This is a genomic window from Kosakonia sp. S42, assembly GCF_016624785.1.
Lineage (GTDB): Bacteria > Pseudomonadota > Gammaproteobacteria > Enterobacterales > Enterobacteriaceae > Kosakonia > Kosakonia cowanii.
The window spans coordinates 51578-64061 of the sequence record NZ_JACVTW010000026.1; the positions used below are offsets into that span (position 1 = coordinate 51578).

At 55.6% G+C, this 12484-nt stretch carries 13 protein-coding genes and 1 tRNA gene; 7 read left to right on the plus strand and 7 right to left on the minus strand.

Features of this window, described 5'->3' with window-relative positions:
- Position 1: 1 nt before the first annotated feature.
- Both IAE50_RS20520 and IAE50_RS20525 read right to left on the minus strand, forming a co-directional pair.
- Positions 2 to 739 (minus strand): aspartate/glutamate racemase family protein, encoded by a 738-nt coding sequence (locus IAE50_RS20520; RefSeq protein WP_023479471.1) that lies wholly within the window; start codon positions 737 to 739, stop codon positions 2 to 4.
- Positions 736 to 1455, minus strand: coding sequence for a GntR family transcriptional regulator (locus tag IAE50_RS20525; RefSeq protein WP_200581109.1), 720 nt, complete (start codon positions 1453 to 1455; stop codon positions 736 to 738). Before IAE50_RS20525 ends, IAE50_RS20520 begins: the two co-directional genes overlap by 4 nt.
- A 146-nt stretch (positions 1456 to 1601) precedes the next feature.
- Between IAE50_RS20525 and IAE50_RS20530 the strand changes: the two genes are divergently transcribed.
- Complete coding sequence (locus tag IAE50_RS20530; RefSeq protein WP_200581110.1) at positions 1602 to 3074, plus strand: NCS1 family nucleobase:cation symporter-1; 1473 nt, start codon at positions 1602 to 1604, stop codon at positions 3072 to 3074.
- Between the two features lie 46 nt (positions 3075 to 3120).
- On the opposite strand, the gene IAE50_RS20535 is transcribed toward IAE50_RS20530, so the two are convergent.
- Both IAE50_RS20535 and dnaQ read right to left on the minus strand, forming a co-directional pair.
- A tRNA-Asp gene (locus IAE50_RS20535) sits at positions 3121 to 3197 on the minus strand.
- A 134-nt stretch (positions 3198 to 3331) separates the two neighbouring features.
- Positions 3332 to 4063 carry a DNA polymerase III subunit epsilon gene (gene dnaQ / locus IAE50_RS20540; protein WP_042712390.1) on the minus strand — a complete coding sequence of 244 codons (732 nt, stop codon included), beginning with the start codon at positions 4061 to 4063 and terminating at the stop codon, positions 3332 to 3334.
- Here dnaQ and rnhA point away from each other — a divergent pair.
- A complete protein-coding gene (gene rnhA, locus IAE50_RS20545; RefSeq protein WP_161629337.1) occupies positions 4017 to 4589 on the plus strand; it encodes a ribonuclease HI in 573 nt (190 codons plus the stop codon). The genes dnaQ and rnhA overlap by 47 nt on opposite strands.
- Here rnhA and IAE50_RS20550 read toward each other — a convergent pair.
- Positions 4586 to 5293, minus strand: coding sequence for a class I SAM-dependent methyltransferase (locus IAE50_RS20550; protein ID WP_094419405.1), 708 nt, complete (start codon positions 5291 to 5293; stop codon positions 4586 to 4588). The genes rnhA and IAE50_RS20550 overlap by 4 nt on opposite strands.
- Positions 5294 to 5326: 33 nt before the next feature.
- Between IAE50_RS20550 and gloB the strand changes: the two genes are divergently transcribed.
- Together gloB and mltD are read left to right on the plus strand one after the other, a co-directional pair.
- A complete protein-coding gene (gene gloB / locus IAE50_RS20555) occupies positions 5327 to 6082 on the plus strand; it encodes a hydroxyacylglutathione hydrolase (RefSeq protein ID WP_200581111.1) in 756 nt (251 codons plus the stop codon).
- Between the two features lie 73 nt (positions 6083 to 6155).
- Positions 6156 to 7526, plus strand: a complete 1371-nt coding sequence (mltD, locus tag IAE50_RS20560) for a murein transglycosylase D (RefSeq protein ID WP_200581112.1) — start codon at positions 6156 to 6158, stop codon at positions 7524 to 7526.
- Positions 7527 to 7586: 60 nt separating this feature from the next.
- Here the strand turns inward: mltD and IAE50_RS20565 are convergent, their stop codons facing one another.
- Positions 7587 to 8387: an endonuclease/exonuclease/phosphatase family protein gene (locus IAE50_RS20565; protein ID WP_071789488.1), complete on the minus strand. Its 801-nt coding sequence runs from the start codon at positions 8385 to 8387 to the stop codon at positions 7587 to 7589.
- 215 nt (positions 8388 to 8602) lie between these two features.
- Here IAE50_RS20565 and yafC point away from each other — a divergent pair, with 215 nt between their 5' ends.
- Positions 8603 to 9499, plus strand: a complete 897-nt coding sequence (gene yafC, locus IAE50_RS20570; RefSeq protein WP_042717373.1) for a DNA-binding transcriptional regulator YafC — start codon at positions 8603 to 8605, stop codon at positions 9497 to 9499.
- A gap of 34 nt (positions 9500 to 9533) precedes the next feature.
- Here the strand turns inward: yafC and dkgB are convergent, their stop codons facing one another.
- Positions 9534 to 10337, minus strand: a complete 804-nt coding sequence (gene dkgB / locus IAE50_RS20575) for a 2,5-didehydrogluconate reductase DkgB (RefSeq protein ID WP_200581113.1) — start codon at positions 10335 to 10337, stop codon at positions 9534 to 9536.
- A 184-nt stretch (positions 10338 to 10521) separates the two neighbouring features.
- Between dkgB and IAE50_RS20580 the strand changes: the two genes are divergently transcribed.
- Together IAE50_RS20580 and fabF are read left to right on the plus strand one after the other, a co-directional pair.
- On the plus strand, positions 10522 to 11067 hold the full coding sequence (locus IAE50_RS20580; RefSeq protein ID WP_042717367.1) for a helix-turn-helix domain-containing protein: 546 nt from the start codon (positions 10522 to 10524) through the stop codon (positions 11065 to 11067).
- A gap of 2 nt (positions 11068 to 11069) precedes the next feature.
- Positions 11070 to 12350 (plus strand): beta-ketoacyl-ACP synthase II, encoded by a 1281-nt coding sequence (fabF, locus tag IAE50_RS20585; RefSeq protein WP_200581114.1) that lies wholly within the window; start codon positions 11070 to 11072, stop codon positions 12348 to 12350.
- The last annotated feature ends 134 nt before the right edge of the window (positions 12351 to 12484 follow it).

Genomic DNA, 12484 nt, shown 5'->3' on the forward strand with positions numbered 1-12484 from the left:
TTCAGCTGAGCATATCGAAGCATCCTGAAAGCGGCTTTTTATTGGGATACGCGAGATCGCCATACTTACTGGTGCCAAAACCGAGGGCGAGCAGGGATTCAACCATTTTGACCGCCGCCGTTACGCCGTCGATCACCGGGATACCCAGCTCCTGCGTCAGCTCACTGGCAAGATTCGCCATGCCGCCGCACCCCAGCACAATCGCCCCGCTTCCATCCTCGCGTTTGGCTTGTATACAACGCTCGCGTACCTTTTGCTGAGCAAGACCCGTGCCATCTTCCAAAGCCAGCACCGGTAAATCGATGGCGTGCAGCGCGGCGCAGTGATGTTCAAAGCCATACTGGCGCAGTAAATGGCGTGCGATGATCACCGTGCGCGGCAGCGTGGTGACAATCGAGAAGCGCGTCGCCACCAGCGTCGCCATATGCATCGCCGCTTCGGCAATGCCGATAACCGGGCCGCTCGCCAGCTCCCGCGCCGCCAGTAATCCCGGGTCGCCAAAGCAGGCGATCACGTGCCCCTGCGCGCCCTGTGCTTTGCCCTGCTTTACCTGCTCCAGCACGCCGATGGCGGCAATCGCTTCGTCGAAATGCCCCTCAATGGATTCCACGCCCTGCGTCGGGCAACTGGCGAGGATAGTTGTGCCCGGCGAGGCGATGCGGCGCGCGGCGCTGGCTATGGTTTCGGTCATCTCCGGGCTGGTGTTGGGGTTGATGACTTGTATACAAAATGCACTCATTGCGGCTCTCCTCGGGTGCCAAACAGGCGGATAAAATCGGGCAGCGTTTCGCCGCTGCGCTCAAAGCGCAGGCTGGAAACAATGTGGTCAAAGTGGTGCGCCATGGCATGCTCAAGGCCCGCCAGGTCTTTGTTACGTAAGAGTTCGATTAACGCATCGTGATCGTGACAGCGGCAGCCCTGCTGCCACGGCGCGCCCCAGGCGGCAATCACCAGCGAGGAGCGCTGCGTCAGGGTGGTAATAATGTCGGTCACCACCGCATTGCCCGATATCGCCTGTAATTGAATATGAAAAGCCGCCGAGTGGCGAATGGCCGCTGCGCCGTCATGCTGCTGGTGCGCCGCTTCCTCCTCGACAATGATCGCCTCCAGCGCTACCAGATGCGGTGGTTGCAGATGCGCCAGCACCTGCGGCAGGTTGGCGCACTCGATCATTTTGCGCGTGGCGAAGATCTCTTTTGACTCGTCGATGCCAGGATTCGCGACAAATGCACCGCGCCTGGGCGCGATGGTGATCATTTGCACCGTTGCAAGGCGCGTGAGCACTTTACGAATGCCGGTGCGGCTGACGCCAAATACCTCCGCCAGCGCCTCTTCCGGCAGTTTACTGCCCGGCGGCAACTGGTGCTCAACAATGGCCGTTAACAGCGATTGCCAGATGAAATGCTCTCTCTCTTCCCGATCCGCAGGCGCCTGTAGCCCGGTGTAATGGTTCATAACCTGATTCCTGTGTGACGCAGCATTGCCTTTTTTGTATACGTTTTTTATCCATCTTGTATACAAAAAATCTAAACCTGGCCTGGTTAATGCAATAGCCGATAGCAGACCTGTGAACGCTATCGCTATTTAAAGGAGCAGAATCCATGCCAAACCCTGAACCGCAGTACGATGCTCGTTATAGCCCAAGATTGACCAACGCGGACCTCGCGCCGACTCGCCAGCAGAACTGGACCTGGTACAACATCTTCTCGTTCTGGATGTCCGATGTGCACAGCATGGGCGGCTATGTGGTCGCCGCCAGCTTCTTTGCCTTAGGGCTTGCCAGCTGGCAGGTGCTGCTCTGCCTGTTGGTGGGGATCTGTATTGTGCAGCTCTGTGCAAACCTGGTGGCGAAGCCGAGCCAGATGACCGGCGTGCCCTATGCGGTGATTTGCCGTCAGGCATTTGGCGTCTTCGGTGCCAACATTCCGGCGGTGATCCGCGGGCTTATCGCCTTTGCCTGGTACGGTATTCAAACCTATCTCGCCGCCAATGCTCTGATGCTGGTGGCGCTGAAATTCTGGCCTTCGCTGGGCGCGCTGACAAGCAGCCACTTTCTGGGGCTGTCGACGCTGGGCTGGATCTGCTTCGGCATTATGTGGGCGCTACAGGCTCTGGTTTTCTGGCACGGAATGAGCGCGATCAAACGCTTTATTGATGTCGCCGGACCGGCGGTCTATGTGGTGATGATGGCGCTGGCGGGCTGGATCCTCTACCAGACCGGTTTTGACGGCATCTCCTTTACCCTTGCCAGCAAAACGCTGACACCGGGCGAGCAGGCGTGGCAGATGATCACCGCCACGGCGCTGGTAGTCTCCTACTTCTCCGGCCCGCTGCTCAACTTTGGCGACTTCTCCCGCTACGGCAAAAGCATGCAGGCGATCCGCCGCGGCAACCGCTGGGGACTGCCCTTTAACTTCCTGCTCTTCTCGATTGTGACGGTGGTGATTGTCTCGGGAACGCAATCGCTGTTTGGCAAAATGATCACCGACCCGATTGAAACCGTCAGCCACGTCGGCAGCGATCTGGCGATGGCGATTGGCCTGCTGACCATGATTACTGCCACCATCGGCATTAATATCGTGGCGAACTTCGTCTCGCCAGCGTTTGATTTCTCTAACTGCGCGCCGCAGAAGATCAGCTTCCGTACCGGGGGGATGATTGCCGCGGTCGGCTCTGTGCTGCTGACGCCGTGGAACCTGTTCCAGTCGCCGGAGTTGATCCACTACACGCTGGATGTGCTCGGTGCCTGCATCGGCCCGCTGTTTGGCATTCTGCTGGCGGACTTCTACCTGATTAAACGCGGCAAGGTGTTTGTCGACGATCTCTTTACCGTCTCCCCGAACGGGCGTTACTGGTACAAAAACGGCTTTAACCCTAAAGCGATTGCTGCGCTGCTGCCGTCGGTGATGGTAGGCCTGGTGATCAGCTTTATTCCGGCGCTGCACGAAGTGGCAAACTTCAGCTGGTTTATCGGCGTCTTTCTCGGGGCGGGCTGCTACTGCTGGCTGGCGCGTCATGAGCGCGCGGGCGTGGAGAGCGGATTTATCGCGCAGCGCGCGGTGGTGAAGGAGTAGAAACGACGAAGGCCTGAATCATTGCTGATTCAGGCCTTCTGAATAGTGGCGGAACGGACGGGACTCGAACCCGCGACCCCCTGCGTGACAGGCAGGTATTCTAACCGACTGAACTACCGCTCCGCGTTGTGTTCCTGTTAGGGAACGAGGCGCATATTACGTATTGCGCCTGGTGCCGTCAACGCTTTTTCTCTTGTTTTGAATCGTTTGCTGCAAAAATCGCCCACTGGCTGATTTTTCACGGTTAATAAATGAATTTAGCCGCGCCAGAGGCAACTTCCGCCCTTTTTCTGTACTAAATCGAGGCGCGATTCATGGGCCATCAGCTCTTCATCACTGGCTAAAACAACGCGCAGTTTGTTTGCCTGGCGCACAACGCGCTGGATCCCCGCTTCGCCTGACTGATTCTGGTTCTCACCCTCCATCGAAAATTTTATCGATGTCTGACCGCCGGTCATCATCAGATAGACGTCGGCAAGAATTTGGGAGTCGAGAAGTGCGCCGTGCAGCGTTCGCTTGCTGTTATCTATTTCGTAACGCGAGCAGAGCGCATCGAGGCTGTTACGCTTGCCCGGGAACATCCTGCGCGCCAGCGCCAGGCTGTCGGTAATTTTGCAGAAGGTTTCGGTTTTCGGAATTCCACGGTTCAGCTTGCTGAACTCATAATCCATAAAGCCGATATCAAACGAGGCGTTATGGATCACCAGCTCAGCGCCGCGGATATAGTCGATAAACTCATCGGCAATATCGCCGAAGGTCGGTTTATCGAGCAGGAACTCATCGGCGATGCCGTGAACGCCAAACGCTTCCGGGTCCACCAGCCGATCGGGCTTCAGGTAGACGTGATAGTTATTGCCGGTCAGGCGGCGGTTTATCACCTCTACCGCACCGATCTCAATGATCTTATGCCCTTCGTAGTGCGCACCGATTTGGTTCATACCGGTGGTTTCGGTATCGAGGACGATCTGTCGTGTAATTGCAGTGCTCATAGCGGCCATTTATGTCAGACTTGTCGTTTTCAACTCAGGAAGTCTACCAGAGATGCTCAAACAGGTAGAAATTTTCACCGACGGATCGTGCCTCGGCAATCCGGGACCGGGTGGATATGGCGCCATTTTACGTTATCGCGGACATGAACGGACCTTCAGTGAAGGCTACCGTTTAACCACCAACAATCGCATGGAGCTGATGGCGGCAATTGTCTCCCTTGAAGCGCTGAAAGAGCACTGCGAAGTGGTGCTCAGCACCGACAGCCAGTACGTGCGCCAGGGTATCACCCAGTGGATCCACAACTGGAAAAAACGCGGCTGGAAAACAGCAGATAAGAAGCCGGTTAAAAATGTCGACCTGTGGAAGCGGCTCGATGCGGCGCTTAGCCAGCATCAAATCCGCTGGGAGTGGGTAAAAGGCCACGCCGGGCATCCGGAAAACGAACGCTGCGATGAGCTGGCGCGCGCGGCGGCGATGAATCCCACCCAGGAAGATGTCGGTTACCAGCCGGAAACGTTGGCTTAAGACTGCCGTGTCGCGCCAACGGCCTGCGGCACGCGCGCCCGTGAGCGACTCTGTTTTAACGGGTTGAGCGTCAGCGGAATGGTGCGTTTACGGGCCACGATCAGCTGCATACAGCCCAACGCCGGCAGATGCGCGCTCAGCAGCTTTCCGCCCTGCTTCGTCCAGGGCAACACGCGAAAGCGGCTATAATGAAGCACTTCAAAATTGAGCAGCGCGAGCCAGTCAAACTGGCGCGTAAGAGTGAACATTCGGCTTTTGACCGCTGACGAGCGGCGCGCAAACGGCACCGCTTTGCAGGCGCCTAATAAGCTGATGGGGTTAAACCCGCTCATCACCAGCCAGCCGTCGTCAATCAGCACGCGATCGACCTCCTGCAGCAGCCGGTGAGGATCGGGGCACCAGGGCAGCGTATGGGCCAGCAGGCAGGCATCGACGGACTTTTCCGCAAACGGCAAAGAGAGCGGATCAGCGCGTACCTGCGCCGGTTCGCCTGCCAGCGAGACATTGACCTGGTGGGAGATCGCGCAGCTTTCAAGGTTGATTTCCGCGCTGAGGTTGCCAATCTTAAGCAGGTGAAAACCATACATTTTCGCCAGCCACGGCTTGAGCTCCTCCTCCAGCGCCTGACGGTAATAAACACCTTTTGGGAGCGCGCCCCAGTTTACGGGCGCGACGAATTTTCGGGGAGTCCTTGCCGGCTTCATTACAACCTTCCGCTACGCTTTGAGAGGTAATTTATGAATCTTAACAGTATTCCCGCGTTTCAGGACAACTACATCTGGGTGTTGAGTGAGGATGACGGGCGCTGCCTGATTGTCGATCCGGGCGAGGCCGCCCCGGTGCTGCGTGCTATTGAAGAGCACCAGTGGCAACCCGAAGCTATTCTGCTAACGCATCACCATAACGATCATGTCGGCGGTGTGCAGGCGCTGCGCGACGCTTTCCCTGATGTAGTGGTTTATGGACCAGCGGAGACACAACATAAGGGCACGACCCAGGTTGTGGCCGAAGGCGATACGGTCACCGTTTTAGGCCAAGATTTCTCGGTCTTCGCTACCCCAGGTCACACTTTAGGACATATCTGTTTCTTCAGTTTTCCTTACCTTTTTTGCGGCGATACGCTCTTCTCTGGCGGCTGTGGAAGATTATTCGAAGGGACGGCAACGCAGATGTATCAATCCTTCTGTAAAATTAATGCCCTTCCCGATGACACGGTGATTTGTTGCGCACATGAATACACTTTAGGGAATATGAAGTTTGCTGTCAGCGTGCTGCCTCAAGATGCAGAGGTTCAGGAATACTATAAGAAAGTGAGTGAGTTACGTGCTAAAAACGAAAAGACACTCCCTGTAATTCTGAAAAATGAGCGGAAAATAAATTTATTTTTACGCACGGAAGATGCTGATTTAATTGAAGTAATAAATCAAGAACGCGTATTGCAACATCCAGAGGAGCGTTTCGCCTGGTTACGGGCAAAGAAAGATGCTTTCTGACATTGCGGGTTGCCTTTTGAAAACATCGCCGTTATCATCGCTCGTCTTTTAAGCAACTACTATTGACACACACATGAAGGCAAAAGCGATATTACTCGCCTCTGTCCTGCTCGTGGGGTGCCAGACGTCGCAGCGCGACGGTTCGGTACAACAGCACGCACAGAGCCTTTCTGCAGCTGGTCAAGGGGAAGCTGGGAAGTTCACAAGCCAGGCACGCTGGATGGACGACGGAACACTCGCCGACCAAACGGATAGCAACTTGTGGGCCTCTATAAGCGACGAGCTAAAGATGGGAATTCCGGAAAACAGCCGGATTCGCGAACAGAAACTGAAGTATTTAAACAATAAGAGCTATCTCCACGATGTAACTTTACGGGCAGAGCCGTATATGTACTGGATAGCTGGGCAAGTTAAAAAACGTAACATGCCCATGGAACTGGTACTACTACCCATAGTGGAGAGCGCTTTTAACCCGCACGCAACGTCTGGTGCCAATGCCGCAGGCATTTGGCAAATCATTCCGAGCACAGGGCGAAATTATGGTTTAAAACAGACACGCAGCTACGATGCGCGTCGTGACATTGTGGCCTCTACTACGGCCGCACTCGACATGATGCAGCGTCTTAACCGTATGTTTGACGGCGACTGGTTACTGACCGTTGCCGCCTATAACAGCGGTGAAGGCCGCGTGCTGAAGGCAATTAAAGCGAACAAAGCGCAGGGGAAACCCACCGATTTTTGGTCGCTGTCATTGCCTTATGAAACAAAGATCTATGTGCCTAAGATGCTGGCGTTGAGCGATCTTCTCAAAAACAGCAAACGCTATGGCATTAATCTGCCGACGCCGGACGAAAGCCGTGCGCTGGCGCGCGTCAGGCTGAGTAGCCCGGTAGAAGTGAATCAGCTGGCTGAAATGGCGGGAATTTCCGTCAACAAACTGAAGGCGTTTAACGCAGGCGTTAAAGGTTCGACGTTGGGTTCAGCCGGTCCACAGTACGTGATGGTGCCGAAGAAACATGCAGATCAGCTGCGTGAATCGCTGGCATCCGGCGAAATAGCCGCCGTACAGCCGACGCTGGTTGCGGATAACACCCCGCTCTCCAGTAAGAGCTACAAGGTTCGCTCAGGCGATACGATCTCAGGCATCGCGTCACGCCTCGGCGTAAGCGCGAAGGATCTGAAGCAGTGGAATAATCTGCGCGGCGCGAACCTGAAGGTGGGTCAAAACCTGACGGTTGGTGCAGGCAGCAGCGCGCAACGTCTTGCCAGCAATAGCGATAGCATTACCTATCGCGTGCGCAAAGGTGATTCGTTGTCGAGTATCGCGAAACGTCACGGCGTGAACATCAAAGATGTGATGCGCTGGAACACCGATACCTCCAATCTGCGACCGGGCGATCAAATCACGCTCTTCGTGAAGAACAGCGCGACGCCAGACTCCTGACCTGAGGCAATAAAAAAAGCACCGTTTCCCCACGGTGCTTTTTTTTATCTTTTTTTCGCCCTACTTGCCGGAAGGGAGCGGGCTGAACTCTACCAGCAGCGGATTGTGATCCGATGCGCGGGTCACCAGCACCGACGCCTCATCAACGTTTAAGCCACGATAGAAGACAAAATCGAGCGGTCGGCCAAAGGCTCGCCTGCGGTTATCGTCGGTGAATCGTACCTGCCGCAGCGCCATTTCGCGTGCGAAACGGTAGAGGGCGTTCATACGCGGGCGGCTCCAGGCGTTAAAATCACCGGCCATAATCACCGGGCCATCGTGGCGACCAATCTGGTCGCCAATCGGCAGCAGTTGCTTGCTGTAGACATCGACACCGAGGCTGAAGTTGACCGCATGCACATTCACCACCATCAGATTACGGCTGTCCGGCAGCGGGTAAACCGTCACCAGCGCTGACTTTGCCAGCCGCAGAATCGGCTCACGCTCGCGCAGAGGACAGCAGTAGACCGGATGGGCAGAAGAGAGCGTCATCACGCCTGAGGGGTGCTGAGGCAGCACAAAGGCGGGAACCTGATCGGCAGCGAGATAGTTGCTGGTTGCGAAGCTCACCAGTTCAGGCGTCGTCTGCGCTTCCTGCAACAGAACCAGGTGTGCATCTTTGCCGAAACTTTGCAGCACCGAGAGCCACTCCGCCCGCTGCTGCTTGAAGATGTTCCATACCAGTACGCGGATCTTTTCATCCTGGCTGAGAGGAACCCCGGCAGGTAAAGCCTGACCAATACTGGCGAACGATCCCGGCGGTAAAATGCGCTCCGCAGGTTGTCCGGCAACATATCGCATAGCGTAAGTATTTTTCGCCACTTCGGCTTTAAACCTCTTTGATTTCCGCGCCCGAAAAAGGGGCGTCACTCAGTTATAGGGATTGTAGACCATAGTTTCAACGAATAATCACCAGAAAAGTGCCAGCTTATATAGGTGCCATTGACCTTTAGGCCGCGCGATGGCGTTGCGACACGCGGCGTGGTTAAATACACGCGCATGAATAATCTCGTTGAAATGTTGCTACAGAGGCAATAATGAAAACCACCTCGGAAGAACTCGCCATTTTTGTCGCGGTCGTGGAGAGCGGCAGTTTTAGCCGTGCGGCTGAACGTCTTGGTCAGGCAAACTCTGCCATTAGCCGGGCGGTGAAGAAGCTGGAGAATAAGCTCGGCGTTAACCTGCTCAATCGCACCACTCGCCAGCTTAGCCTCACTGAAGAGGGCGAGCGCTATTTCCGTCGCGTACAAACGGTGCTGCAGGAGATGGCGGCGGCGGAAAATGAGGTGATGGAGAATAAATCGGTGCCGCGCGGCACGCTGCGTATCGATGCCGCCACGCCGGTGGTGCTGCACTTTTTAATGCCGCTGATTAAGCCGTTTCGTGAACGTTACCCGGAGATCAGCCTGTCGCTGGTCTCAAGCGAAACCTTTATCAACCTGATTGAACGTAAAGTGGATGTCGCTATTCGCGTCGGCAAGCTGACAGATTCCAGCCTGCGCGCGCGTCCGCTCTTTAAGAGCTACCGCAAAATTATCGCTTCGCCCGAATACCTTGCCCGTTACGGTACGCCTGAAACGGTAGAGGATTTGCAAAACCATGTCTGCCTCGGCTTTACCGAGCCGGTATCGCTGAATACCTGGCCGGTGGCGGCAGCGGATGGGCAACTGCTGGAGGTAACGCCCACGCTCGCCTCTAACAGCGGTGAAACCCTTAAACATCTCTGTCTGAGCGGCAACGGTATCGCCAGCCTGTCGGATTATATGATTGATAAAGAGCTGGCGAGCGGCGAGCTGGTTGCGTTGATGTCAGACAAACTGCTGCCGGTAGAGATGCCCTTCAGCGCCGTCTACTACAGCGATCGGGCGGTGAGTACACGTATCCGCGCCTTTATCGACTTCGTCAGCGAGCATGTGCCGCAGACAGGCAGATAAAAAAACGGGAGCCAGGCTCCCGTCACGTTGCTGATTAATCCCACTCAGGCGCAAGCCCTTCCGGGCTGACCAGCCGGTCGTTGCAATCCAGCGCGGCGATAGCGGCTCTGTCATCCGCATCCAGTTTCAGCGTCTTTGCCTGCAGGTTGCTCGCCAGGTTTTCGCGTTTGGTCGAGGATGGGATCACCGCGTACCCCTCCCCCATCGCCCATGCCAGGATCACCTGCGCTGGCGTTGCGCTGTGCTTCTGCGCGATGCGGGCAATCGTGGCATCTTTCAGTGCCTTACCATACGCCAGCGTCATATATGAGGTGATGTGGATCCCGTGCTCTTTTGCCCACTGCACTACTTTTCGGTTCTGCAGATAGGGTGAAAGCTCAATCTGGTTAGTGGCAATATTTTCCGCCCCGACTGCTGCAATCGCCTGCTCCATTAACTCAATCGTGAAGTTGGAGACGCCAATCTGGCGCGTTAGCCCCTGCGCTTTGGCATTCATCAACTGCTGCATCGACTCGGCAACTGGCACCGCTGCGCCCGGTGATGGCCAGTGAATTAGCGTCAAATCCACGTAGTCGGTGCCTAACTTCTTCAGGCTCTCTTGCAGGCTTGGAATCAGCTGCCCTTCGCCCAGGTTTTCAGTCCAGATTTTGGTGGTGATAAATAGCGATTCCCGCGCGACGCCACTCTGCGCCAGCGCTTCACCAATGGCGGCTTCGTTACCATAAATCTGCGCGGTATCAATCACGCGATAACCCAGTTCAAGGGCATTTTTTACCGAGGCAATAACCGCCTCATCGGTTAAACGGAAGGTCCCCAGACCAAATGCAGGGATAGACATATCAATTCCTCTCTCATTATTTCTTAACAGATGGCGTGATTATGGTGAGTTGGGCTCGGGGGAAAAAGAGGCAGGAAAGCAGAGGATATTTGCCACAGGGGCAATAGTGCTAAAAGTAGTGACTTGCATATTGAAAGTCACTATGTCACTTTGGTGCGGCATGTTTACTACAGCAGATACCACCATGAAAAATGAAGCACTTTGCCAGGCTCCCTGCCCTATTGCCCGAAGTCTGGGACGCATTGGTGATAGCTGGAGCATGATTATCCTGCGCGACGCCTTCGCAGGGTTTACCCGTTTTGATGAGTTCCAGAAAAACGCCAACATTGCGCCGAACATTCTCTCCCGGCGCCTGAAGGAGCTGGTTGAAGAGGGGTTGCTTGAAAAGGTGAGCTACAGCACAACCCCGCCGCGTTACGAATATCACCTCACGCCGTTAGGCTATGATTTTCGTCCAGTCATCATTGCGCTGGCGCAGTGGGGAAATCGCCATTTCTCACCCGAAGGTCCGCAGATGACGCTAGTTGAGCGGGAAACGGCGCGCCCTGTTGAAGTGATCCTTGTAGATAAGGCCACCGGTGAAGCCATAACCCCTGAAAAATACGCCATGGTGCCAGGCCCGGCAGCGTCGCCGGTTCTCCACTATCGTCATCAATATTTGCAACGTAAGCAGGCCGGGGAGACGTCGCTGAAATATGCGCCACAATTACAGATGAATAAGGAGGAGTGAATATGAGCATTTCGCAAAAGCGCGTCGTTATAACCGGTATGGGCATTGTCAGCCCGCTGGGCTGCGGCCTTTCCCACGTCTGGTCATCATTGGTTGAGGGCAAATCGGGTATTTCCCGCCTCGACGATGAAATGGTCGACGATATTGCCTGCAAAGTGGCAGGCCAGGTCCCTTCGATTGAAGAGGATCCGCATCATGGTTTCGATCCCTTAAGCACGATCCCGGCGAAAGAACGTAAAAAGATGGATCGTTTTATTGAGTTTGCGCTGGTCGCGGCGAAGGAAGCATTAACGCAGGCAAACTGGTTTCCGCAGGAGGAGGCACAGCGCGATCGCACTGCGACGGTTATTGCCACCGGGATCGGCGGGTTTAGTGAGATCACCAACGCGGTACGCACCACCGATTCGCGCGGGCCTCGCAAACTCTCCCCGTTTACCGTTCCCTCTTTCCTCGCCAACCTCGCAGCTGGCCATGTCTCGATTAACTATGGTTTTCGCGGCCCGATCGGCGCGCCCGTTTCGGCATGTGCGGCCGGCGCACAGGCCATTGGTGATGCCGCGCGGTTGATACGCAGCGGCGAGGCAGATATCGCCTTATGCGGCGGCAGTGAAGCGGCGATCCATCGGGTAAGCCTTGCGGGATTTGCAGCGGCACGGGCGCTTTCGAGCAGTTTTAACGATCAACCGACGACGGCTTCACGCCCATTTGATCGCGATCGTGATGGATTTGTGATGGGTGAAGGTGCCGGGCTGCTGGTGATTGAATCGCTCGAACATGCGCTGGCGCGCGGTGCGACGCCGCTGGCGGAACTGGTGGGTTATGGCACCAGCGCAGATGCGCATCATCTCACTGCCGGCCCGGAAGATGGTAACGGTGCCGCAAGGGCGATGGAAGCCGCGATCCGTCAGGCGGGGATTTCAGCCTCCGATATTCAGCACATTAACGCTCATGCGACCTCTACTCCAGTTGGCGATAAGGGCGAACTGGCAGCGATAAAGCGTGTGTTTGGTGTGAACAGTACGGTAGCGATTACATCGACTAAGTCAGCGACCGGGCATCTGTTGGGTGCCGCGGGCGGTATTGAGGCGATCTTCACGGTTCAGGCGTTGCGTGAACAGATCGCTCCGCCGACGCTGAATTTACATCATCCTGATGAGAAAGCCGAGGGATTAAATCTGGTGGCGCTTACTGCACGGCCGCTTGAGATTCGCTACGCGATGTCGAATGGGTTTGGCTTCGGCGGAGTGAATGCCAGTTTGCTGTTAAAGCGCTGGGAAGAGTAAATAACTGGGCCGTTTGGCCCTTTTTTCACAAATTGCAGACGAAAAAAAACCGTATCTCGTGAGAGATACGGTTCTTAAAATAAGTGGCGGAACGGACGGGACTCGAACCCGCGACCCCCTGCGTGACAGGCAGG

What these genes read in the sequence shown, in the direction of transcription:
- yafC (WP_042717373.1), top strand. Translation starts at nt 8,603, where the DNA reads ATGAAAACCACCTCGGAAGAACTCGCCATTTTTGTCGCGGTCGTGGAG.
- IAE50_RS20530 (WP_200581110.1), top strand. Translation starts at nt 1,602, where the DNA reads ATGCCAAACCCTGAACCGCAGTACGATGCTCGTTATAGCCCAAGATTG.
- IAE50_RS20525 (WP_200581109.1), bottom strand. Translation starts at nt 1,455, where the DNA reads ATGAACCATTACACCGGGCTACAGGCGCCTGCGGATCGGGAAGAGAGA.
- dkgB (WP_200581113.1), bottom strand. Translation starts at nt 10,337, where the DNA reads ATGTCTATCCCTGCATTTGGTCTGGGGACCTTCCGTTTAACCGATGAG.
- IAE50_RS20550 (WP_094419405.1), bottom strand. Translation starts at nt 5,293, where the DNA reads ATGAAGCCGGCAAGGACTCCCCGAAAATTCGTCGCGCCCGTAAACTGG.
- dnaQ (WP_042712390.1), bottom strand. Translation starts at nt 4,063, where the DNA reads ATGAGCACTGCAATTACACGACAGATCGTCCTCGATACCGAAACCACC.
- mltD (WP_200581112.1), top strand. Translation starts at nt 6,156, where the DNA reads ATGAAGGCAAAAGCGATATTACTCGCCTCTGTCCTGCTCGTGGGGTGC.
- fabF (WP_200581114.1), top strand. Translation starts at nt 11,070, where the DNA reads ATGAGCATTTCGCAAAAGCGCGTCGTTATAACCGGTATGGGCATTGTC.
- IAE50_RS20520 (WP_023479471.1), bottom strand. Translation starts at nt 739, where the DNA reads ATGAGTGCATTTTGTATACAAGTCATCAACCCCAACACCAGCCCGGAG.
- IAE50_RS20580 (WP_042717367.1), top strand. Translation starts at nt 10,522, where the DNA reads ATGAAAAATGAAGCACTTTGCCAGGCTCCCTGCCCTATTGCCCGAAGT.
- gloB (WP_200581111.1), top strand. Translation starts at nt 5,327, where the DNA reads ATGAATCTTAACAGTATTCCCGCGTTTCAGGACAACTACATCTGGGTG.